General features: G+C 58.3%; 22 protein-coding genes and 1 tRNA gene. 12 read left to right on the top strand and 11 right to left on the bottom strand.

What is annotated here, in order from left to right:
• The first annotated feature begins 9 nt into the window (after positions 1–9).
• From HCK86_RS17380 to HCK86_RS17350, 7 genes are all read left to right on the top strand, one after another.
• Entirely contained in the window at positions 10–801 is a 792-nt protein-coding gene (locus HCK86_RS17380) for a S24 family peptidase (protein ID WP_176085739.1), read from the top strand.
• Positions 802–922: 121 nt separating this feature from the next.
• The gene (locus HCK86_RS17375) at positions 923–2,245 is read left to right on the top strand and encodes a YaaC family protein (protein WP_176085738.1); all 1,323 of its coding nucleotides are present in this window, start codon (positions 923–925) and stop codon (positions 2,243–2,245) included.
• Positions 2,246–2,636: 391 nt separating this feature from the next.
• The gene (locus tag HCK86_RS17370; RefSeq protein ID WP_176085737.1) at positions 2,637–3,140 is read left to right on the top strand and encodes a hypothetical protein; all 504 of its coding nucleotides are present in this window, start codon (positions 2,637–2,639) and stop codon (positions 3,138–3,140) included.
• Between the two features lie 7 nt (positions 3,141–3,147).
• Positions 3,148–3,309, top strand: a complete 162-nt coding sequence (locus HCK86_RS17365; protein ID WP_176085736.1) for a hypothetical protein — start codon at positions 3,148–3,150, stop codon at positions 3,307–3,309.
• Position 3,310: 1 nt separating this feature from the next.
• On the top strand, positions 3,311–3,778 hold the full coding sequence (gene ssb / locus HCK86_RS17360) for a single-stranded DNA-binding protein (RefSeq protein WP_176085735.1): 468 nt from the start codon (positions 3,311–3,313) through the stop codon (positions 3,776–3,778).
• Positions 3,779–3,789: 11 nt separating this feature from the next.
• Complete coding sequence (locus HCK86_RS17355) at positions 3,790–3,981, top strand: hypothetical protein (RefSeq protein WP_176085734.1); 192 nt, start codon at positions 3,790–3,792, stop codon at positions 3,979–3,981.
• Positions 3,982–3,989: 8 nt separating this feature from the next.
• Positions 3,990–5,057, top strand: a complete 1,068-nt coding sequence (locus tag HCK86_RS17350; protein WP_246739653.1) for a tyrosine-type recombinase/integrase — start codon at positions 3,990–3,992, stop codon at positions 5,055–5,057.
• 55 nt (positions 5,058–5,112) lie between these two features.
• Here the strand turns inward: HCK86_RS17350 and HCK86_RS17345 are convergent.
• Together HCK86_RS17345 and HCK86_RS17340 are read right to left on the bottom strand one after the other, a co-directional pair.
• Positions 5,113–5,188 (bottom strand) — tRNA-Thr (locus HCK86_RS17345).
• A 182-nt stretch (positions 5,189–5,370) separates the two neighbouring features.
• Positions 5,371–6,264 (bottom strand): DMT family transporter, encoded by an 894-nt coding sequence (locus tag HCK86_RS17340; protein ID WP_176085732.1) that lies wholly within the window; start codon positions 6,262–6,264, stop codon positions 5,371–5,373.
• A 278-nt stretch (positions 6,265–6,542) separates the two neighbouring features.
• Between HCK86_RS17340 and HCK86_RS17335 the strand changes: the two genes are divergently transcribed.
• Positions 6,543–6,938 (top strand): VOC family protein, encoded by a 396-nt coding sequence (locus HCK86_RS17335; RefSeq protein WP_176085731.1) that lies wholly within the window; start codon positions 6,543–6,545, stop codon positions 6,936–6,938.
• 10 nt (positions 6,939–6,948) lie between these two features.
• On the opposite strand, the gene HCK86_RS17330 is transcribed toward HCK86_RS17335, so the two are convergent.
• The gene (locus HCK86_RS17330) at positions 6,949–7,479 is read right to left on the bottom strand and encodes an AAA family ATPase (RefSeq protein ID WP_176085730.1); all 531 of its coding nucleotides are present in this window, start codon (positions 7,477–7,479) and stop codon (positions 6,949–6,951) included.
• Between the two features lie 27 nt (positions 7,480–7,506).
• Positions 7,507–7,872: an MliC family protein gene (locus HCK86_RS17325; RefSeq protein ID WP_246739652.1), complete on the bottom strand. Its 366-nt coding sequence runs from the start codon at positions 7,870–7,872 to the stop codon at positions 7,507–7,509.
• 450 nt (positions 7,873–8,322) lie between these two features.
• Here HCK86_RS17325 and HCK86_RS17320 point away from each other — a divergent pair, with 450 nt between their 5' ends.
• On the top strand, positions 8,323–9,276 hold the full coding sequence (locus HCK86_RS17320; protein WP_176085728.1) for a bifunctional enoyl-CoA hydratase/phosphate acetyltransferase: 954 nt from the start codon (positions 8,323–8,325) through the stop codon (positions 9,274–9,276).
• Between the two features lie 207 nt (positions 9,277–9,483).
• A complete protein-coding gene (locus HCK86_RS17315; protein WP_176085727.1) occupies positions 9,484–10,779 on the top strand; it encodes an Hsp70 family protein in 1,296 nt (431 codons plus the stop codon).
• Positions 10,780–10,957: 178 nt separating this feature from the next.
• Here HCK86_RS17315 and HCK86_RS17310 read toward each other — a convergent pair whose 3' ends face one another.
• The 6 genes from HCK86_RS17310 to HCK86_RS17285 all read right to left on the bottom strand — a co-directional run bounded on the left by HCK86_RS17310 (position 10,958) and on the right by HCK86_RS17285 (position 17,380).
• Entirely contained in the window at positions 10,958–11,803 is an 846-nt protein-coding gene (locus HCK86_RS17310; RefSeq protein WP_176085726.1) for a dipeptide ABC transporter ATP-binding protein, read from the bottom strand.
• Positions 11,800–12,642: an ABC transporter ATP-binding protein gene (locus HCK86_RS17305; RefSeq protein ID WP_176085725.1), complete on the bottom strand. Its 843-nt coding sequence runs from the start codon at positions 12,640–12,642 to the stop codon at positions 11,800–11,802. Before HCK86_RS17305 ends, HCK86_RS17310 begins: the two co-directional genes overlap by 4 nt.
• Positions 12,643–12,646: 4 nt before the next feature.
• Complete coding sequence (locus HCK86_RS17300; RefSeq protein WP_176085724.1) at positions 12,647–13,555, bottom strand: ABC transporter permease subunit; 909 nt, start codon at positions 13,553–13,555, stop codon at positions 12,647–12,649.
• A 10-nt stretch (positions 13,556–13,565) separates the two neighbouring features.
• Positions 13,566–14,573: an ABC transporter permease subunit gene (locus HCK86_RS17295; protein ID WP_176085723.1), complete on the bottom strand. Its 1,008-nt coding sequence runs from the start codon at positions 14,571–14,573 to the stop codon at positions 13,566–13,568.
• Positions 14,574–14,633: 60 nt separating this feature from the next.
• On the bottom strand, positions 14,634–16,232 hold the full coding sequence (locus HCK86_RS17290; protein ID WP_176085722.1) for an ABC transporter substrate-binding protein: 1,599 nt from the start codon (positions 16,230–16,232) through the stop codon (positions 14,634–14,636).
• Between the two features lie 494 nt (positions 16,233–16,726).
• Complete coding sequence (locus HCK86_RS17285) at positions 16,727–17,380, bottom strand: TetR/AcrR family transcriptional regulator (RefSeq protein WP_246739651.1); 654 nt, start codon at positions 17,378–17,380, stop codon at positions 16,727–16,729.
• Between the two features lie 133 nt (positions 17,381–17,513).
• Here HCK86_RS17285 and HCK86_RS17280 point away from each other — a divergent pair, with 133 nt between their 5' ends.
• Together HCK86_RS17280 and HCK86_RS17275 are read left to right on the top strand one after the other, a co-directional pair.
• Complete coding sequence (locus tag HCK86_RS17280; protein ID WP_176085721.1) at positions 17,514–19,994, top strand: glycoside hydrolase family 3 C-terminal domain-containing protein; 2,481 nt, start codon at positions 17,514–17,516, stop codon at positions 19,992–19,994.
• Positions 19,995–20,153: 159 nt separating this feature from the next.
• Positions 20,154–20,672: an NUDIX hydrolase gene (locus HCK86_RS17275; RefSeq protein WP_210259948.1), complete on the top strand. Its 519-nt coding sequence runs from the start codon at positions 20,154–20,156 to the stop codon at positions 20,670–20,672.
• Here HCK86_RS17275 and HCK86_RS17270 read toward each other — a convergent pair.
• A complete protein-coding gene (locus HCK86_RS17270; protein ID WP_176085720.1) occupies positions 20,658–21,479 on the bottom strand; it encodes a phosphatidylinositol-specific phospholipase C/glycerophosphodiester phosphodiesterase family protein in 822 nt (273 codons plus the stop codon). The genes HCK86_RS17275 and HCK86_RS17270 overlap by 15 nt on opposite strands.
• Positions 21,480–21,566 lie beyond the last annotated feature (87 nt).

Genomic DNA, 21,566 nt, shown 5'->3' with positions numbered 1-21,566 from the left:
AGTGCGCGCATGATAGCTCAGCGAAAGACAGACAAAGAGCGCGGCGCGCGCATCCGCTTCGTCCGCAAGGAAATCCTGAAGATCAGATCTCAGGAGGAATTTGCCGACCTGTTGAGCCAGCACGGCCAGCCCATTACGCGCGGCGCCGTTGGTAACTGGGAACTGGGCAAGGATGTCGGCCTCGATAACCTCACCCGCATCTGCCAGGTCGCCAAGGTCAGCCTCGACTGGCTCGCCTATAATCGGGGCACGCCGAAGCCAGTGGGTATTTCGAGCTTTGAGCCAGAATCGCAAGACCAGGACGAGGCAATCCCCGTATTCACACGAGAACATTGGAAGGGATCGCAGGAAGGTTCGATTCCAGAAATCGACGGCAAGTTGGGGGCGGGCCAAGGGCAACTCGGCGAAGTCATCAACCTTCCGATCGGAAGAGAGACTATCTCAGGACATGCAGTGAAGGCGGAATGGACATTACCGGTCGATTACCTGCGCAACGAAGCCAAGGCCTCTCCTAAGCACACTGTCGTCATGGAAATCGTTGGCGACTCAATGGTTCCGACCTACCAGCCCGGCGACCGCGTGTTGGTCGACCTTGCGCAGACGACACTCTCTTCCGACACGGTCTATGCGATTTCTGACGGCTACGGAGAGCCACAAATCAAGCGGCTTCAGCGCGTGCCCTTCAGCAACCCGCCGGAGGTGATCATTATCTCAGACAATATGAGCCTGCAGAGCTTCACTGTTGAACTGGAGCGTCTGACGATCATTGGACGGATTTGTGGTGTGATTGCTCGACGCTAACGCACCAAAATATAGGCTTTCCACTCTTTATCTATAGAAACATCCTGCTTGAGATATTTACTTGTAACGTTGAAAATACTATTTTTTTGGCAAAATTAGTCATCGAAAACTGGTACTTCCCATGCTCGAAGAAATAGCACTCGATCGCATCGATACGACAACGGCCTCGAATCAAGCAACGTTTGACACAGAATATGACTACGAAGCTCTCCAAAGAGCTCACCGAGAAGCCGACAACAAATGGGCAAATTTCAAAGCAGACGAACGTCAGACTTTCAAAGATATTGTTAAGTACAAAGAAAGCCTTAAGCTCAAAGACTTAAAAGACCCAAATCTCGTACCCGCCAAAAATTATAATCTCATTTCGAAAGAAACTACTGAGAGATGCAATCAATACGACCCGAGAAGCCACATCGTAATAGATCCATTGGATTTTGATGCATCGACAATTGAATTAGTTGAAAGTATAGAGAATGTAAAGGAAATTCAATCTACATACAAGATTAGAAAGCTATGCTCTGGAAGAGATAAAAAATCAGGGATAAATGAAAATGAGGCATCCAGAATAAAAAATTGCTTAACACAAGGTCGAGAGCTATTTGTAGCCGGCCGAGACGGATCATTAATGGTTAAGCCACTCAACTTATTCTACTCAATGACTGCATATTCTTACGGAATCATAATATTAAATAATCCCCTCAGATTCAGGAAAGACATGCTGCCCGGGTCGCACGGAATGTCCTACCTACCGCAAGACATAGTATCTCAGTTTGGTGGAGACCTTCCACAGGGAACATTCAGTGACCTTGTAGGATCATTTCCGGCTCAACCAATAACGTCGGCGAATTTATCGTTCAGCATTGACTGTCGAGATTCCCTTATAAATTATCACAACACAAGATTTACGACCGCTCTCGGAACACTTTTAAGTATGATACCCGAGATGTCAGAATACTATGAGTTAACGACGCGTAGGCAAAGCAGATGCTACCCGCTCGAAATTGTTAACGCGAGCAATCCAAGGACAGTGACGTGGGAGTTTCAAATCGGTGACGGCAATAGGAAACCCTCAAAGACCGAGCTGGATAAATCATTCCCGGGCTTCCCCCAGTCTGAAAGCCATGGAAAAGCCATTGTAACAGTCCCTGCATCATCTGCCAGTGATATTCGCGCCACGATATACACAGACATTAGAGGGAAATTTTGGTTTATTGAAAACCCATTCTTTCCGGTAATATTACCGGAGATCGCCACTCAATTTCTAATACTTAGCACGTTCTCAAATATCATGAGATACAGACCTGACGAATGGGGAAACGTGCTCTCAAACGATGTGTCTTCAGATATATCTCTAATTACTCGTCATTATTTTTCATCTCTGCAAAAAAAATTCCTAATATTGATTTTAAGATCATTGTCTAGATACTTCCCGACATCTGCTTGATAGATTTTATCTACCACAACATAGCAGTCTAGGATGACAATCTGCGCTAATTGCGCCAACCTCCGCTCTTCTGATTAGACAGCATATTGACCGACCGTAAAATGAAAGATATGCTTTCATTTTACGGTCGGTCAATATGCTCCATGGGGACACGTGACCGCTTTTCCTCACCAATTGGTATGCGCAAAGGAACAAAAGGGGATCATCGATGAAAGGTCATTGCACTTCTGCTCCGATATCGTTGTTTCAGACACCTGCTAGAATGATGAAATGTATGTCATTAATGAGCCAAGAAATCGTGTTCCCGACAATCTCAAGAACTCTTTCTAAGTTTCCACGCTTCAATAGTCAGCATGTCGGTCCTTCATATTCAATAGCACAGCACTGCGTCATGGGTGCAGAAGCCCTACGCTGTGAGAGAGCGGACGACGTAACGGCTGCGCTGTTCATACTGCATGACGCCTACGAAGCTTTTATCGGAGACATCACTATGCCCGCCCAGGATGCGATCGCACTACATGCAGAACGGCAACTTACTGGCGCAGGGCGAGCCTTTCGCCACGGCTTGGCGACGCTGAAATCTGATTGGGATAAAGCTATCTATTCCGCAGCCGGCCTCCCCACGCCCGACATCTGGACCAACCGCCAGCGCTATCTTGTCGAAACAATGGATCGACGCATGACCTGCTATGCGGCCATCGCGCTTTTCGGGCCTGAAGCCGCGAAGGCGTTTCCGCGGCTGAAAAGGCCGCTCACCCGTGGGGCAATCGTGCCATGGGGGCCGATGAAGGCCGAGGAGGCTTTTCTTTCGCTGTTGGGCGATCTCATCGGCCGTGACCGTCTTCTGGATCAATCCCACGCTGCGGCGGCACATGCAGCGCTGAACAGCCTTTGAAGCCGCCATGCGCTTCGTTGTTCGCATGGAAAACAGAGCCTGGCCTTACGACACCCCGCCGCACGACCAAATCGTAGAAGCAAAGACCGCAGAGGAAGCGCGCCGAAAGGCACTGGCGCTCGATCAATATGCCGACATCCTGTCGGTTCGCCCGCACAAAGGAGAATGAGATGGCCGAATCGGTCAACAAAGTCATCCTGATCGGCAATCTCGGCGCCGATCCCGATATCCGCACCGCACAGAATGGTCGAAAGATCGCCAATCTCAGCATAGCCACCTCGGAAAGCTGGCGCGACAAGACAACTGGCGAGCGAAAAGAACGCACCGAATGGCACCGCGTCGTCATTTTCAGCGAGCCACTGGTGAAGCTCGTTGAGCAATTCCTGAAGAAGGGAGCGAAGGTCTATATCGAGGGCCAGTTGCAGACCCGCAAATGGCAAGACAATGCTGGCCAGGACCGCTATTTGACCGAGGTCGTGCTGCAGGGCTTCAACGCGGCGCTGACCATGCTCGACGGCCCAGGCGGCAACCGCCCGCCGCCCGCGCCAGATCCATCTGATTATGGGCATGAGCGCACGCGCTCAGGCGCGACAACGCACCAAAGCCCGCCCGATCTTGATGACGACTTTCCGTTTTGAGGAGCAAGACCATGACCATATTGCCACAAAACCGAAAGCAGCGTGCCAGCCCAGCGACAGTTCGCTCGTATCTGAAGGTTGCGCGCGAAGCCGGCCTGACTGTGGATAAGATGTGCATAGACGGTGGAAAGGTTGAAATCCACTTTGCCGATCTGGAGAGCCCTCGAAGACCGATAGATGATGGGGATCTTGAAAAATGGTAGGTCATGCAATGAAAGTCGATTTCCCCGGACTTGTTCGCGAAGAGCTTCCCAGCGGCAATTTTCGCTATCGCGTGCGCCCGGAGGGAAACCCGAAACGCAAGATCAAGATCCATTGCCAGCCGGGGGATGATGACTTTCAGCGGCAATATCTGGCGGCCCGGCGCGGCGAGAAACCGGAGCCACTGCGTCAGGCATCAGACTATGCCAAGCCAAAATCAATCGGGTGGCTGGTCAACAGCTACCTCGAATACCTCGCCAAGCGCGTTGAAGCCGGCACAACAAGTGCAAAGACCCTGAAGAAAAAGAAAAACCTACTTGCCCGACTGCTTAAGCGCCCCGACCGGGTGATGCTGATACCTCAGGAAAAACTGATCGAGATGCAGGACGAAATGAGCGCCACGCCTGCGCAGGCGGACGCCTTCATCGCAGCCATCGGGGTTATGTATGACTGGGCTGCGAAGCGGCGCTATTTGTCGCAAAACCCGGCACACGGCATCGAGAAGATCTACATCAAGGGCAGCGGGTCCACCCCATGGAAAGCGACTGACGTAAAAGCTTTCTTCGCCAAGCATAAGCCTGGAACAAAGCCACATGTCGCCATGTCCGTTCTGCTTTGGACAGGCTGCCGTATCGAGGATCTGACAATTCTCGGCCGCCGTCATGAATGCATTCTTGACGGGATCGAGGCCATTCGCTTCACGCCGTGCAAGAAGGGATCGACAGAAGTGACGATCCCCATGTTGCCACCGCTGAAAGATGCCACGCGGTCGATGAAGGTCGAAGGCATAACCTACGTGCTGGGGCGTGGCGGGAAGCCATTTGCCAGCGGCGACAGCATGTCCGCAATGTTCAAGCGATGGTGTGTTGATGCCGGATTGCCGCATCTTTCCGCACATGGTGTGCGCAAGGGATTGGCTGAATTGCTCGCAGAACTCGGATGCAGCCAGTATGAAATTATGGCCATCCTTGGCCATTCAGAGGCCAAAACAAGTGAGATCTACACCCGCCGAGTTGAACGCTGGAAACTGGCCCTGACGGCCATGGACAAGGTCAACCTGTCCCACGCATGGGTTTGACGTGGTACACAACGCGCGCCAAGCACTTGAAATTGCTTGTCTTTATAGGGCGGTGTGGTGCCGCTGATAGGACTCGAACCTACGACCCCATCATTACGAATGACGTGCTCTACCAACTGAGCTACAGCGGCAATCAATGCAGAGGGGCTGTTACAGGGAATAGGCGGCTTTTTCAAGCGCATTCCCCCATGAAAGTGAAAAAAAGCAGTTGCCGCCGGAACCGCCTTGGCCGATCCGGCGACTGACCGGTATCGATTTTCAAAAGCACGCCGCAGCCCGCCAGCAGGGCCGATCCGGTTCGCGGCCTCAAAGTTCACATCGCGCTGCGCCGGCGCATGGCGCGCGCGGAAAGGATGCAGGCCGACAGGATCAGCGCGCTGCCGGCAAGGGTTGCCGCCGTCGGGATTTCACCAAAGAAGAGATAGCCGAACAGCCCGGCCCAGACGAGCGCGGTATAATCAATCACGGCATAGACCGATGCCGGAATGCGAGACAGCCCGGCAATCAGCAGCAGATAGCCGATCGCACCGAAGAGCCCGATCAGCGCAATCTGCCAGTAAAGGCCGGCATCGGGACTTTGCCAGAAAATCGCCGCTGTCGGCAGGGCGAACAGGGCGGCAAACGCGCTCTGCATCATCGAGAGTGCCGCCGGATGATCGCTGACCGAATCGATCTTCATCACCAGCGCGCCCGCGGCATAGGTCAGCGGTGCCAGAAGCGCTGCCAGCAGCGGCGACATGGCGACAGCGCTGCCCGCGTCACCGTCCACCCGGGCAAAGGTGATCACGCCGGCCCCGGAAATTGCCAGCAGCACGGCGCCAAGCGTCGCCTTCCCCAGGCGCTCCTTGAGAAAGAAAGCCCCCATCAGCGCCAGATAGATGGGCGAGGTCATGGCCAGCGCCAGCGTCATGACAAGCGGCAGCCTGGCAACCGCATAGAAGAACAGCATTGCCGTCACCGCCATCAGAAAACCGCGCAATGCATGGCTTTTCATATATCCCGGACGGATCCCGCGCCGGAGGAAAAACCCCATGAAGACAGCCAGAAACAGTGCCGAACCCATTGTCCGCAGAAAGACGACCTGAAAACTGGAAAGCTCTGCCCCGAGGCTCTTGGCCAAGGCATCGACGCCGGAAAAAAACAGCGTCGCCACAATGGCAAAACCGGCCCCGGAAACGCCTGAGACGGACGGCGCTGATACCGTCATTGCGATGCACCGGAACCGGCAACGGCACGTCCGGACCACATCGGCATGATGATCGCAACGCCATATTTCTGCATGACACCCCCTCCGGCACCCGGTCCGCTCGTCTGCGCTGCGGCCAGCAAATGCCGTTAGCGGCCCGCACATTACCCGTCAAGGCTGCCGGCGCCAACGGCAAAATCGCCCCGCCAGCTGCCCTGGCGGCTTGGCCTCTAGCCAATTTTCTGGCAAGCCGGGGGCCAAGTGCCCACAGCCATTTCACCATGACCCGAGGAAAAACCATGGCCAAGATGATCCACTCGATGATTCGCGTTCTCGACGAGGCCCGTTCGATCGATTTCTACGATGTCGTGTTCGGGCTGAAGCCCGTCGACCGCTATCCTTTCGACGGTTTCACCCTGATTTATCTCGCCAATGAAGACACCGGCTTCGAACTGGAGCTCACCGTCAATGACGGCCAGAGCGAAGCCTATGACCTTGGCAATGGCTATGGCCACCTGGCCGTATCGGTCGACGACATTGATGCCGAATATGAACGCCTGACCAAGATCGGCCTGCCGCTCGGCAAGCTTGTCACCATGGAGCGCGACGGCGCAGACTTTGCCCGGTTCTTCTTCATCACCGATCCCGATGGCTACAAGATCGAAGTGCTTCAGCGCGGCGGACGTTTCAGGTAACGCCGGGCTTTCAAAACCCGATCCGGGCGAGAACGAAATCGGCGCGGGCAGCAATATCCGTCTTCGGCAAGGCCACGACGTCATAACCGAGCTGCGGGTAGAAGGCTGCCAGCCGCTCATATTCGTCCATCGCCGCTGAAAGCCCGTGCCGGCGTTCTGCGTCCTGCACATAGATCTCCGGCCAGGGCGGTGCCATGAAGACCTGCCGGTGACAGAAATGGCGGTGGGCGCGGGCAATATCCGCCGCCTGCCCCGTCGCATGGCTGAGCGCTGAAATGGCATCGACAAGACCGCGGTCGAAGAAGACGGGACCTTCAAGCCGTGTTGCCGCCGCGTAATCTGAAAGCGCGACCGCAACCAGCCGCAGGGCAAATCCACGTGGATTTTTCCAGGGCAGATTGGCGCCGTCGCCGGAGATTTCCTCGGCGACGATCCGCCGTCCGGGTTCGCTCACCGTGTTGAAGCCACGCGCGGCGAGGGCGTCGACGAGACTGGACTTGCCGCCGCCCGAACAGCCCGAAATCAGGATAAAGCGATCCATATCAGTGTATGACACCCGGACGGCGGATCAACCGGCAGCCTTGCAGGCAATGCCGGGATCATTCTCGCCCTTGCGCATATCGTAAAGCGTGGCGTCATCGCCCTTTGTCCACCAGACATAAAAGCCCGAAACATAACGCGCGCCTGACGCGGCGATCGCTTCCGATGCGACCGTGAACTGATCGTCGAAGGCAAGGGTTGCAAGATGAACATCGCCGGCATTGATATACTGCGCCTTGACCGACGTGCCGCCGCAATCGTAATCAGCATCAATGGTCGCGGCCGTGACCCCGGCAGGCAGCGGAATGGTGATGGCGTCTTCGGCAAGCGCCGGCGTGACAGCAAGAAGCGCAAGAGCAAAGTTGGCGCCAGCCAGAGCGATGAGGGCTTTCATGTGTGTCTCCTTTGGGCCGGCTGATGATCCGACCGTCTCCCGATACATTGATTTCCGGAAATGGCAAATCACTGCCTTTCCGATTGATCTTGCTCAAGGCCCGGCCCAAGCCTTAGCCTTAAGTCGTAACTCAACTTGCATACGAGCCTGTTTCAAACGCATGATTGCCCATGTCCGGGCTTTCGTCATAACGTCATTCAGGCCAGCGAGACAGTCCCGGAAAGGCGCCTTGCGGCCGCCGACGGGGATGCCGATGCAACGAATGCGACTTTCTGCTTGCGGCCAGACCGAAAGCGACAGTTCAGATGCGCAAGGATGGCAGGACGGATCGAGAAAATGAAGGCCAGAATGACAAGATATATCGGGCCAGGTTTCGCTGTTCTTCCGCTCGCTTGCCTCACCGCTCTCCCAAGCTTCCTCTCAAAGAATTTCTAAAAGGAGTTCATTCCCATGGCTGACAAATTCGACGTCGCAGGGTTCAACAAGGATTTCATCAAACGCGCTGCCGAAAAGCCCGCGATCACCGTTGCCGTCGTTCATCCCTGCAGCCGCGATGCGCTCCTGGGTGCCGTTGAAGCCGCTCACGAAGGTCTGATCATCCCGATTCTGGTTGGCCCCGAAGCCAAGATCAAGGCCGTTGCCGAGGAAAACGGCATCAATATCGACGGCTACCAGATCGTCGACACGCCGCACAGCCATGCTTCCGCCGCCCAGGCCGTCGCCCTTGCCTCCAAGGGTGAAGTCGAAGCCCTGATGAAGGGCAGCCTGCATACCGACGAATATATGAGTGCCGTGCTGAAGAAGGATGCCGGCCTGCGCACCGGCCGTCGCATCAGCCATGTCTTCGCGATGGTCGATCCCGAATATCCCAAGCCCTTCTTCATCACTGATGCAGCGATGAACATCAAGCCGGACCTGGCCGCCAAGGCCGATATCGCCCAGAACGCCATCGATCTGATGATCGGCATTTCCGAAACCCCGATCACACCGAAGGTCGCGGTTCTGTCCGCCGTGGAAACGGTCAACCCGGCCATTCAGTCCACGATCGACGCGGCCTGCCTGTCGAAAATGGCCGATCGCGGCCAGATCACCAATGCCATTGTTGACGGCCCGCTCGCCTTCGACAACGCGATCAGCCTCGAAGCCGCCAAGATCAAGGGCATTTCCTCGGTCGTTTCCGGCGATGCCGACATCCTGCTGACGCCGGATCTGGAAAGCGGCAACATGCTGGCCAAGCAGCTGGTTCTGCTTGGCGGCGCCACCTCCTCGGGCATCATTCTCGGTGCCCGGATCCCTGTCATCCTCACGAGCCGCGCCGATGGTGCGCAGTCGCGCATCGGTTCCTGCGCGATCGCCGTTCTGATGGCGGATGCCCGCCGCAACGGCCGCATGCCTGCGCTGTGACATGCGCCCGGGACTGATCCCTGACGGTCAGGCTGGTCTGGCCCTCGTTCGGATTGCCCCGTAACATCGCAAGCGCTGCTCGTTTCAAACCCGTCGCCATTCCATGGCGGCGGGTTTTATGCCGTCCGGCCATTGCAATCGACAGGAACAGGCGTATAAACGCCGCCCCTTCCCTCTTGTTGATGCATTTTGCGAAAGGATGTCGCCATGACCGCTCTCGGACTGGATTTCGGCACGACCAATACCGTGATTGCCATGCCAGACACCAAAAGCAGCAATGCCGGTGTGACCCATTCGCTGCGATTCGAGAGCATTGCCGGCGAGACCGATACGATGCGCACCTGCCTGTCCTTCATGCGCGACCGCCAGCCGGCCGCCCCGCTTCTGACGGAGGCAGGAGCCGCCGCCATCCGCACGCTGATCGACCATCCTGGTGAATGCCGTTTTCTGCAGTCGATCAAGACCTATGCCGCCAGCCCGATCTTCAAGGAAACCGCCGTGCATGGCAGGCGTCATAGCTTTGCCGATCTGATGACCGTTTTTCTGCGCAAGCTGATGAATTATGCCGGTGATAACTGGCCCACAGATGTGAGCCGGGTCGTGGCCGGACGTCCGGTGCGCTTTGCCGGAATCGGCGCGGATGAGAGCCTCGCGCTTGAACGCTATAACGAGGCCCTGTCGCGCTTCGGCTTTCCCGAGATCCGCTTCGTGCTCGAACCGGTCGCCGCGGCCTGGTATTTCGCCGAAAGGCTGACATCCGATGCCAATGTTCTGGTCGCCGATTTCGGCGGCGGCACCACCGACTATTCGATCATCCGCTTTTCGAAGACGGCTGGCAAACTCGCCGCCGAACCGCTGTCGCATTCCGGTGTCGGCGTTGCCGGTGACATGTTCGACTATCGCCTGATCGACAATGTCGTCAGCCCGATGATCGGCAAGGGCTCGCAATATAGGAGCTTCGGCAAGCTGCTTGATGTGCCGTCGAACTATTACGCCAGTTTCGGTCGCTGGAGCCAGCTGTCGATCTTCAAGACCACGCGCGATTTTACCGATCTGAAGAGCCTCACGCGCGACGCCATCGAACCTGACAAGCTCGAGCTCTTCATCGATCTGATCGAAAATGACGAAGGCTATCCGCTCTATGAAGCGGTCTCGGCGACCAAGCGGGCGCTGTCGGATGCGGAGGAGGCGGAATTCTTCTTCGCCCCGCTTGGCCGCAACAGCCGCACCACGGTGCGCCGCGCAGATTTTGAAGGCTGGATTGGCGCCGAGCTTGTGCAGATGGAAGAGGCTCTTGATGAAGGCATCGCCGCCTCGGGCCTTCAGGCCGGCGATATCGACAAGGTGTTCCTGACCGGCGGCTCATCCTTCGTGCCAGCGGTGCGGCGCATCTTCGAGAACCGGTTTGACAGGACCAGGATCGAAACCGGCGGCGAATTGCTGTCCATTGCCCATGGGCTGGCGCTGATTGGTGCCGGCGACGATTTTCCAAAGGAGCTTTGACGGTCAGACCGCTTCTGCAACCGCCAAAGCCATAGAGAGAAGGCCGTTCCGGCCGGAACGAGGTCCGGCCGGCGAAGAGCGCGGTCCGATTGGGTCACGCCGATCCGCGCCCATAAGAACGATGCGTAGATCCAATGAGATAGAGCGTCATGCTGCGTCCAAAAGGACGCGCGGCACTCTAGCCGCCAGCGGCAAGCCTTGCCTGCTTGGCGGCAAGACGGGCACGGATGTGATCGACATCGGCGCGCGGCGTCGCGGCAAACAGCGTCTTGGTGTAATCATGCTTCGGGTCGGTGAACACCTCGTCGCGCGTGCCGCGTTCCACCACCTCACCGAAATACATCACCATGATCTCATCGCAGATATAGCGCACCACCGACAGATCATGGCTGACGAAGATATAGGTGAGCTGCAGCTCATCCTGCAGATCCGCCAGCAGATTGAGGATCTGTGCCTGTACCGAAAGATCGAGCGCCGAGACAGGCTCGTCCAGAACCAGCAGGCTCGGATTGAGGATCAGCGCCCGGGCAATGGCGATGCGCTGACGCTGGCCACCGGAGAACATGTGCGGGTAGCGCTCGTAATGTTCCGGCCCCAGACCGACCTTTTTCAGCATGTCATGGGCCTTGTCGCGGCGGTCAGATGCGGACAGATCCGTATTGAGCTGCAGCGGCTCGGTCAGCACATCGCCGACCTTCTGACGCGGGTTGAGCGAGCCATAGGGGTTCTGGAACACGATCTGCACCCGGCGGCGCATCTCCGCCGTCGGCCGGTGCCTGGCGATATCGACAACATGGCCGCCAAGCTTCAGTTCGCCCGAAGTCTGCGGATCAATCATGGTGATGATGCGGGCGAGCGTCGATTTTCCGCAGCCCGATTCCCCCACCAGCGCCAGCGTCTTGCCGCGCTCGACGGAAAAGTCGATGCCCTTCAGCGCCTGCACGGTGCGCGGCTTGCCGAACATGCCACCGGGAATGATGTAGTCGCGGGTGATCTTCCTGCCTTCGGCGACGATATCGCTCATTCGCCATCTCCTGCAAATTCAGCCGTGTAATCGATGGTCGGCAACCGGTCGCCCGTGGCGTTTTCCGGCAGTGCCGACAGAAGCGCCCGCGTATAGGCGTGTTTCGGCGCCTCGAACAGCGACAGCACATCGGCCTCTTCCATCTTGCGGCCGTGATATTGCACGATCACGCGGTCTGCGGTTTCCGCCACCACGCCCATGTCATGGGTGATCATGATCATCGCCATGCCGGTTTCCAGCTGCAGCCGCGCCAGAAGTTCGAGGATCTGCTTCTGGATCGTCACGTCGAGCGCGGTGGTCGGCTCGTCGGCAATCAGCAGCTTCGGCTCGCAGGCCATGGCGATGGCGATCATGATGCGCTGGCACTGGCCGCCCGACATCTGGTGCGGATAGGCCTTCAGCTTCTCCTCCGGCTCGGGAATGCCGACGGCCTTCAACAGTTCCAGTGCCCGGGCATGGCGGCCCTTGCGGTCAAGCTTCAGATGCTGTTTCAGCACCTCGTCGATCTGGTAGCCGGCGGTGAAGCACGGATTGAGGCTGGCAACCGGCTCCTGAAAGATCATGGCGATATCCTTGCCGATGATCCTGCGCCGCTCCTTGACCGGCATGGTCATCAGATCGCGGCCCTCGAACAGCACGTGATCAGCGGTCACGGTTGCCGTTGGCGGCAGAAGTCCCATCACCGCCAGCATGGCAACCGATTTGCCGGAGCCCGATTCACCGACGATCGCGAGCACCTCCCCCTTGTCGATGACATAGGAGGCCTTGTGCAGCACCGTTGTCTGACCCGAGGCGGTCGGAAAGGAAACGGAGAGATTTTTCACATCGAGAAGTGACATGGGCTCAGCTCCGCTTCAGTTTCGGGTCAAAGGCGTCGCGCAGGCCGTCGCCGACCAGATTGATCGCCAGAACCGTGATCAGGATAGCAAGGCCGGGGAAGGTGACGACCCACCAGGCGGAGAGAATGAATTCGCGCGCTTCAGCCAGCATCGTGCCCCATTCCGGGGTCGGCGGCTGGGCACCCATGCCGAGAAAGCCAAGGGCAGCGGCATTCAGGATCGCGTCCGAGAAGGACAGCGTGCCCTGCACGATCAGCGGCGACAGGCAGTTGGGCAGGATGGTTCTAAACATCAGCCGGCCGTTGCGGGCTCCGGCGACGCGGGCGGAGACAACATATTCCCGACGCGACTCCGCCATGACGGCGGCACGGGTCAGACGGGCGAAATGCGGCTGCAGGACGAGCGCGATGGCAATCATCGCATTGAACAGTCCGGGGCCGAGAACCGCGACCAGCACAAGCGCCAGAAGCAGTGGCGGAAAGGCAAGAATGACGTCCATGACGCGCATGATCGCAACATCGACCCAGCCACGGAAGAAACCGGCAAGCAGGCCGAGAACGATGCCGAAGAACAGCGCGATGGAAACGACGACAATGCCGATCAGCAGTGAAAAGCGTGAACCGAAGATCAGTCGCGAGAGAATATCACGGCCGAGCGCATCGGTGCCAAGCAGATAGGTGAACGTGCCCTTGGCTTCCCAGACTGGCGGCGTCAGCCGCATGGCGACATTTTGCTGATCGGGATTATGCGGTGCAAGAAAGGGGGCGAAAATCGCCACGAGAATGAGCGCGACAATGATGGCAAGGCCAATGACGGCGCCCTTGCTCTGGCTGAAATAATGCCAGAATTCGGCGAGCATCTGCAGGCGGACATGTCTGCGCTGGGCCGCGGTGACGGTGACGTTATCGGTCATGGCGGTCCTCCTATTGGTGGCGAATGCGCGGGTTGATGAGGCCATACATGAGATCGACCACAAGGTTGACCAGCATGACGAGACCGGCGATCAGGACGAGGCCGCCCTGGACAACCGGATAATCGCGGCGTGAAATGGAATCGATCATCCACTTGCCGATACCCGGCCAGGAAAAGATCGTCTCTGTCAGGATCGCGCCCGCCATCAGCATGCCGACCTGGAGGCCGATCGTGGTGACCACCGGGATCAGCGCGTTTCTGAGCGCATGAACGCCGATGACGCGATTGCCCGACAGGCCCTTGGCGCGGGCGGTGCGGACATAATCCTCGCCCATCACTTCCAGCATGGCCGAGCGCGTCTGCCGCGCAATCACCGCCAGCGGAATGGTTCCGAGCACGATGGCCGGCAGGATGAGATGCGACAGCGCCGAGGTAAACGCGCCCTCCTGGCCTGACAGCAGGGAATCAATGGTCATGAAGCCGGTGACGGCCGGGAAATAATAGAGCAGCGAGATACGCCCCGAAACCGGTGTCCAGCCCAGCACACCCGAGAACAGGATGATCAGCAGCAGCCCCCACCAGAAGATCGGCATGGAATAGCCGGTCAAGGCCGCGCCCATGGCTGCCTGATCGAACCAGGAGCCGCGCTTGACAGCGGCAAGGACGCCGGCGGGAAGGCCGATTGCGACCGCCAGGATCATGGCGCAGATGGAAAGCTCGGCGGTTGCCGGAAAACGGGCCAGAAATTCGGTCAGCACCGGTTGCTTGGTCGACAGCGAAATGCCGAAATCACCGTGCAACAGCCCCCAGACATAATCGAAATATTGTATGACGATCGGCCTGTCATAGCCGAACTGGTGCACCAGTTCCTGATAGCGTTCGGGCGAAATGCCGTGTTCGCCGGCCATCAGCAGAATCGGATCGCCCGGCAGAACGCGGACGAAACCAAAGGCGACAATGGTGATGCCGATAAAGGTCGGCACAATCAGCAGGAGCTTGCCGAGAATGAATTTGATCATGGGTATGCCCTGATAGGGAAGAGGGCCGTTCAGGCGGCCCTCTTCTTTGTCTCTGAAACCTTACTCAGCGATATCGACACCGTCGAAACGGTGATAGCCGAGCGGATCGATGACGAAGTTTTCCACCGACTTGGTCATCGGGATATAGACCGTGGAATGGGCAATCGTCGCCCACGGTGCCTGTTCCTTGAAGATGACCTGTGCCTGTTCGTAAAGCTTGGTACGCTCGGCCATGTCCGAGGTGACCTTGGCCTTCTGGATCAGATCCTCGTAAGGCTGATAGCAGAATTCGGCAACGTTTGACGACGTGCCGACGGCATCGCAGCCAAGCAGCGTGGCGAGGAAGTTGTCGGGATCGCCGTTGTCACCGGTCCAGCCGAGCAGAACCGCACCGTCATGATCCTTTTCTCCGGAGCGGGCGAGATATTCACCCCACTCATAAGAGACGATCTCGGCCTTGACGCCGACCTTGGCGAAATCGGCCTGCAGCAATTCTGCCATGCGGCGGGCATTGGGGTTATAGGGACGCTGAACAGGCATGGCCCAGATCTTCATCGACAGATCGGTCACACCGGCATCTTCCAGCATCTTCTTGGCGGCATCGGGATCATAGGGATCATCCTGTACCGCATCATTATAGGACCACATGGTCGGCGGGATCGGGTTCTTGGCGACCTGGCCCGTCCCCTGGAAGACGGCATCAATGATGGCCGGCTTGTCGATCGCCATGTTGAGCGCCTTGCGGACCTTCGGATTGTCGAAGGGCGCCTGGGTGGTGTTATAGGCAAGGTAACCGATGTTGAGACCGGCGCTTTCCTCGACATTCAGCTTGTCATTGCCCTTCAGCGCCTCGACATCGGCAGGCGAGGGATAGGGCATGATCTGGCATTCGCCGGCTTCAAGCTTCTGCCGGCGCACGGAGGCGTCCGTGGTGATGGCGAAGACGAGATTGTCGATCTTCTGCTTGCCGGCCCAGTAATCCGGGAAGGCCTTGTAGCGGATCACAGCATCCTGCTGATAGGCGACAAACTGGAACGGACCCGTGCCGACCGGCTTCTGGTTGAACTGTTCCTTGGTGCCGGCAGCGGCGAGCTGATCAGCATATTCCTTCGACACGATCGAAGCGAAATCCATGGCCAGATCGGCGATGAAGGGCGCTTCCGGACGGTTCAGGGTGAACTTGACCGTCATGTCGTCGACCTTCTCAACGCTCTTGATCAGGCTCGGGAAGCTCATCGCATCGAAATATTCCCAGGAAATGCCCGGTGCATAGGCATACCATGCATTATCCTTGTCGAGCTGGCGCTCGAAGGAGAACACAACGTCATCGGCATTCATGTCACGCGTCGGCGTGAAGAAGTCGGTGGTCTGGAACTTGACGCCCGGACGCAGGTGAAATGTGTAGGTCAGGCCGTCATCGGAAATGTCATAGCTGGTGGCAAGACCAGGTTCGGTCTCCGTGCTGCCATGCTTGAATTCGACCAGACGATTGAAGATCGTGCGCGAGGATGCGTCGAAGGTCGTGCCGCTGGTATAGGCGGACGGGTCAAAGCCCTCTGGCGAGCCTTCCGAGCAATAGACCAGCGTCTTTGCACTTGCTGCACCACCAAGCGCCACGAAGACCGTGGTCGCCAAAGCCAAAGCTTTGAAATTTTTCATGGTTTTCCCCTTGTATAAACCGGGGCCTCGCCTGTTTCCACCTTGGCGGCCCCACTCATCACGGTCCGAAAGAACGCCTGTGATCAGGCAGACCAGCCTATCTGCAAGATGTTTCCTCCGAACCAAGCCTTTGAGAAGAAGCGCACCCCGCGCGACCCACCGTGCGAGAGTAACGCGCCTTCGTGACGGGACCGTTGCAACAATCTGGCCCGGCGTCACGCGCTGTGCGTGCTGGGAGACTAGTCTTTTTTTTTGACCATGCAATCAAATTTAGCCCGATTTCGGCCATTGTGATCACGCCACAACCACAAGGGCGCTGAATTTTCCCATGAAAACAGGGATCACGAAAAAATAGCCCCGGCATTGCGCATTTTCATGTCGCCGGAGCTGCCACAATTTTACGTCTGTTGCGCACAACCCAAAGGTTGATACCTGTCATGTTCATGTGGAAAGCGTGAATAAAGCCAGACGGACAGCTGCAGCTTGCGGCTTTTTCAGCGTGCCGGAACCGTGATCGCGGCAGCGAGCCTGGCGACATAGGCCTCGAAGCGCTGAACGAGATCGACCTTTTCCGGCGCCCTGAGCCAGGCAACCTGCAATCCGTCCATCATTGCCACGATTTCCACGGCAAGGCCTTCAGGATCGCATTCAGGACGGACCTCGCCGGCTTCGATACCGCGGGCAAAAGCGCCCGCCATCGTCCGGGTGATCCGATCGAAGCGGCCACGAAACCAGGCATGGGCTGGATGATCATCGCTGAGCCCTTCTGCGTTCAGAACCGAGAATACCCGGATCATGTCGGGAATGCCGGCATTGGCGCGGTTGGCGGCAACCAGCTGATCGAGCAGCGCCCGCCAATGCACCACATCCGGATCGAAACTACGCTCCGACTGGCGGTCCCGCCAGGCCAGAACCTCAAGCAGAAGATCAACCTTGCTTGGGAAATAGTGGAGAAGGCCCGGAAGGGTAAGGCCGACCTGCGCCGCCACGGAGGCAATCGAAGCGCCGCGATAGCCCTCGCGCGAGAAGATCTCGACCGCGGCAGCGACGATCTCGGCGCGGCGCATCTCGCCCTTTGCCGAGCGCTTGCGCACCGCCTCGCCCCGGCCTCTTTGCGGCGCCGCACGGCCCATATCCTGCGTTCCCATCAGCACTCCTCTTTCCTGCCTCTTTCTCCCGCAAAACCGATGACAGCACAATCATGAATATTTTACCTACTTATTGGTAGCTTTTTCTCGCATTCCCATTATCTTCATGGGGACGGAAAGCTGGAGGATTTTCATGGATAAGGCCGTAGCCGCGGGGCGCGACATCGAAGCGCTGGTCAGGGACATGACACTTGAGGAGCAGGTTTCCCTGTTGTCCGGCGCCGATTCATGGACCACCAATGCGGTACCACGGCTTGGCATCCCCAAGATCAAGGTTTCCGATGGTCCCAATGGCGCGCGCGGCGGCGGTTCTCTGGTTGGCGGCGTCAAGGCGAGCTGCTTTCCCTGCGCCATTTCGCTCGGTGCCTCATGGAGCGCGGATGCCGCCTATGCGATGGGCGCGGCGCTGGCCAAAGAGGCGCGCTCGAAGGGGGCGGCCGTGCTTCTGGCGCCCACCGTCAACATCCACCGTTCAGGGCTCAACGGGCGCAATTTCGAATGCTATTCGGAAGATCCGGCGCTGACCGCGGGTCTTGCTGTCGGCTATATCACCGGCCTGCAGGACAATGGCGTTGCGGCGACGATCAAGCATTTCGTTGGCAATGATTCCGAATATCAGCGCCAGACGATCTCCTCCGACATTGACGAACGGACGCTGCGTGAAATCTACCTGCCGCCCTTCGAGGCCGCGGTGAAAAAGGCCGGCGTCTGGGCGGTGATGTCATCCTATAACCGGCTGAACGGCACCTATACGAGCGAAAATGGCTGGCTTCTGACCACGGTCCTGCGCGCGGAATGGGGCTATGACGGCATCGTCATGTCCGACTGGTTTGGCTCCCACTCGACCATCGGCACCGTGAAAGCGGGGCTCGACCTTGAAATGCCGGGACCGACGCGCGACCGCGGCGAAAAGCTTGTCGACGCCGTCAGAAGCGGTGCGCTCAGCGCCGATTTCGTTGAGACATCCGCAGCGCGAATGCTGACGCTGATCGAGCGGGTCGGCGCCTTCGATGATCCCGAAATTCCGGCGGAAACGTCGCTTGACACACAGGAAATCCGCGCCCTGATCCGCAAACTTGCCGCCGATGGCAGCGTGCTGCTGAAAAATGACGGCATCCTGCCACTGGCGCAGGCCAGGGTGAAGACAATCGCCGCGATCGGCCCCAATGCGACAGTCGCCCGGATCATGGGCGGCGGCAGCGCCCAGATCAACGCGCATTACCGCATCAGCCCGGTCGACGGACTGAAGGCGCTTCTCGGAGATGATGCGGTGCTGACCGCGATCGGCTGCTCCAACAATCGCCTGGCAAGCCTTGTGGAGACGCCGCTCACCGTCGCCTTCTATCAGGGCACCGAACTGGCCGGCACGCCAGTTCATGTCACCACGGCAGAGGCGAGCGACTTCTTCTGGTTCGATATGCCGAACAAGGAAATCGATCTCGACGATTTTTCGGTGCGCATCTCCGGCAGCTTCACCGCAGAGCGGACCGGGCTTTACGAGCTAGGCCTCACCAATGCCGGTCTTGCCAATCTCTTCCTTGACGGTGAGAGGGTGATTGATGGCGAGACCGACTGGAAACGCGGCAATAACTATTTCGGCACAGGCAATGACGAACGCCGCGCCACGGTCGAGCTTCTCGCCGGACGGCGCTATGACATCACCGCCGAATACCGCCCGGTCGACGAGAAGGAGGACGGCATCAATATCCGCGCCATGCGCTTCGGCATTGAATATGTGCTGGGCGAGGCCGAGATTGATGCTGCAGTGGAGGCCGCGAGAGCTGCTGACATCGCCGTGCTGTTCGTCGGACGTCAGGGGGAATGGGATACGGAAGGCCTCGATCTGCCGGATATGCAGCTGCCAGGCCGTCAGAACGAACTGATCGACCGTGTTGCAGCCGAAAATCCTGATACGGTCGTGGTGCTTCAGACCGGCGGTCCGGTGGAAATGCCCTGGCTGTCGCGCGTCCGCGCCGTGATGGAAATGTGGTATCCCGGCCAGGAACTGGGTCATGCCGCAGCCGACCTTCTGTTTGGCGCGGCAGAGCCCGGCGGCCGCCTGCCGCAAACCTTTCCGTCCCGCCTCCACGATGTTTCCGCCTTTGGCAATGACACGATCGGCTATCCCGGCCGCGATGGCCATGTGGAATATCGCGAAGGCATATTCGTCGGCTACCGTCATTTCGACCGCACGGCAACAAAACCCGCCTTCCCCTTCGGCTTCGGGCTTTCCTATACTGCGTTTCGCTGGGGCACGCCGGTCCTTTCGGCCACGACAATCGGTGAGGAAGGCGTCTCGGTCGAGATCGACGTTACCAATATCGGCACGCGCCGCGGGTCCGATGTCGTGCAGCTTTATGTTGGCGAGACAGACCCTCAGGCCGAGCGCCCGGTAAAGGAACTGAAAGCCTTTGCCCGCCTGACGCTTGACCCCGGCGAGACACGCACGGCCGGCCTGTCGCTGTCGCTGCGCGATCTGGCCTATTTCTCCGTTGAAGATCAGGCTTTCAGGGCCGATGCCGGGGACTATGACATTTCCATCGCCGCCAGTGCCACCGATATCCGCGCCCGGCTGACGCTGACGCTTGAAAGGAATTGGATCGAAACACCCTGACCGCAGGTCAGGCATGGCATTGCACCCGGTTCTCCTCCCTCCCATGTCCGGGTGTCACTGACCGCCCGTCCGGCCCTCCCCGGACGGGCGGATTTTTTGGACTTGATTTCAGCGCTTCAAGACGCTGAAACTCGCCCGGCAAGAGAGGAGACAGGCACCGTGGAGCAGAACGACCATATCCGCCAGGTGATCGCCGCCTATGATGCCCGGTTTTGGACGCATTATGCCGATTTCGTGGCGCAGGACCGGGACTACACGGCGCGCTCGACCTTTCCGGTCCATGTCACCGCCTCGCTGTTCGGGTTTTCAGCGGATCTTTCGGCCGTGCTGCTGATCCATCACAAGATCATCGGCCGCTGGTTTCAGCCAGGCGGGCACCTGGAACCCGGCGAGAGCCTGACGGGTGCCGCCTTTCGCGAGACCCGCGAGGAAACCGGGCTGATGGCCGAACTCAAGCCCGACGCCACGCCGATCAGCATCGATCTCCACCGGATTGCCGAAAATCCCAAAAGGCAGGAGCCGGAGCATTATCACCTCGATATCCGCTTCGCCGCCCGGCTGTCCGGCACCCTCACCCCCGATCTGGCGGAGGTGAAGGCGGCCGAATGGTTTCCCGTTACGGCCGTTGATACGGTGGATGAACGCATAAGGCCGCGCCTGCCGCTATTTTTCGGCTGAGGCCGCGCGTGCGGCAAAGAAAGCCGACAGCCCATTAAGATCATCGGTATTGAGGAGGTCGGCGCCGGCATCGAGAAGATAGGTCCATACCGCATCGCGCCCCGGCCCCGGTTCATCCGGCGTTGCATAGAAGCGTACCTTGGCGCCACGCTCATGGCCCTTGGCGATGATCTTGCGGATGAAGCGATCCTCGTTGTCGTTCAGTGGCCCCTCGCCCTTCCAGTGGGTAATCTGCGTCCACTTCTGGCTCAGCATCACCATGGCTTCGGGCGGCATGTTAAGGTTCAGCTCGACATAGCTTGCATCGGTGAAGGCGTAGCGCTCTTTCTCCATGCGCAGCACCTGCCAGGCTGAAGAGCCGGTGAGCACCAGCGTCACGGCGCCGGGCGTGACGACGCCATCGCGATAGCTGGTCAGCATGCCGGCATAGGCGGGCAGCAGTTTTTCAAGCGCCCGATAGGTGTCCGGTCCATCCTGCTTCAGATCGACCAGCAAGATCAGCGGCTGATCCTGGTCGGCATAGACCTTGCCGTCATTGTCCCGGACACGGGCGAGAAGCGGATCAAGATAGAGCGCCTGCAAGCTGCGCTCATCGCCGAGTTCCGCAGCCGTGTGGCCGACGAGGAGCCTGCCGTCGCGCAGCATGATATCGGCCTCGATACTCATGAAGCCGCGGTCCAGCGCATCGAAAAGCGGGCGTTGATGCCAATAATCATTATGGGCGTGGGCGTGATCGAGCGGCGTGACGGCAAAGGCCGGAAATGTGAGGAAGAGCGACATCAGAAAGGCTGGGAAGAAGCGGAGCATGGCAATATCTTTGTTTGACGCGGGTCTTCGCTCTCTACGCCCTCTGCATGACATGTCCGTAACAGCCTCATCCTTTTGTCGGCTGTC

It is taken from the genome of Martelella sp. HB161492, from assembly GCF_013184775.1.
Taxonomy (GTDB): domain Bacteria; phylum Pseudomonadota; class Alphaproteobacteria; order Rhizobiales; family Rhizobiaceae; genus Martelella.
Note: the sequence above shows the minus strand (reverse complement) of the source record. Positions and strands in the feature narration are given on the sequence as shown.

Coding starts and splice junctions, on each gene's coding strand:
- HCK86_RS17380 (WP_176085739.1), top strand. CDS start 10: ATGATAGCTCAGCGAAAGACAGACAAAGAGCGCGGCGCGCGCATCCGC.
- HCK86_RS17375 (WP_176085738.1), top strand. CDS start 923: ATGCTCGAAGAAATAGCACTCGATCGCATCGATACGACAACGGCCTCG.
- HCK86_RS17370 (WP_176085737.1), top strand. CDS start 2,637: ATGGGTGCAGAAGCCCTACGCTGTGAGAGAGCGGACGACGTAACGGCT.
- HCK86_RS17365 (WP_176085736.1), top strand. CDS start 3,148: ATGCGCTTCGTTGTTCGCATGGAAAACAGAGCCTGGCCTTACGACACC.
- ssb (WP_176085735.1), top strand. CDS start 3,311: ATGGCCGAATCGGTCAACAAAGTCATCCTGATCGGCAATCTCGGCGCC.
- HCK86_RS17355 (WP_176085734.1), top strand. CDS start 3,790: ATGACCATATTGCCACAAAACCGAAAGCAGCGTGCCAGCCCAGCGACA.
- HCK86_RS17350 (WP_246739653.1), top strand. CDS start 3,990: ATGAAAGTCGATTTCCCCGGACTTGTTCGCGAAGAGCTTCCCAGCGGC.
- HCK86_RS17340 (WP_176085732.1), bottom strand. CDS start 6,264: ATGACGGTATCAGCGCCGTCCGTCTCAGGCGTTTCCGGGGCCGGTTTT.
- HCK86_RS17335 (WP_176085731.1), top strand. CDS start 6,543: ATGGCCAAGATGATCCACTCGATGATTCGCGTTCTCGACGAGGCCCGT.
- HCK86_RS17330 (WP_176085730.1), bottom strand. CDS start 7,479: ATGGATCGCTTTATCCTGATTTCGGGCTGTTCGGGCGGCGGCAAGTCC.
- HCK86_RS17325 (WP_246739652.1), bottom strand. CDS start 7,872: ATGAAAGCCCTCATCGCTCTGGCTGGCGCCAACTTTGCTCTTGCGCTT.
- HCK86_RS17320 (WP_176085728.1), top strand. CDS start 8,323: ATGGCTGACAAATTCGACGTCGCAGGGTTCAACAAGGATTTCATCAAA.
- HCK86_RS17315 (WP_176085727.1), top strand. CDS start 9,484: ATGACCGCTCTCGGACTGGATTTCGGCACGACCAATACCGTGATTGCC.
- HCK86_RS17310 (WP_176085726.1), bottom strand. CDS start 11,803: ATGAGCGATATCGTCGCCGAAGGCAGGAAGATCACCCGCGACTACATC.
- HCK86_RS17305 (WP_176085725.1), bottom strand. CDS start 12,642: ATGTCACTTCTCGATGTGAAAAATCTCTCCGTTTCCTTTCCGACCGCC.
- HCK86_RS17300 (WP_176085724.1), bottom strand. CDS start 13,555: ATGACCGATAACGTCACCGTCACCGCGGCCCAGCGCAGACATGTCCGC.
- HCK86_RS17295 (WP_176085723.1), bottom strand. CDS start 14,573: ATGATCAAATTCATTCTCGGCAAGCTCCTGCTGATTGTGCCGACCTTT.
- HCK86_RS17290 (WP_176085722.1), bottom strand. CDS start 16,232: ATGAAAAATTTCAAAGCTTTGGCTTTGGCGACCACGGTCTTCGTGGCG.
- HCK86_RS17285 (WP_246739651.1), bottom strand. CDS start 17,380: ATGGGAACGCAGGATATGGGCCGTGCGGCGCCGCAAAGAGGCCGGGGC.
- HCK86_RS17280 (WP_176085721.1), top strand. CDS start 17,514: ATGGATAAGGCCGTAGCCGCGGGGCGCGACATCGAAGCGCTGGTCAGG.
- HCK86_RS17270 (WP_176085720.1), bottom strand. CDS start 21,479: ATGCTCCGCTTCTTCCCAGCCTTTCTGATGTCGCTCTTCCTCACATTT.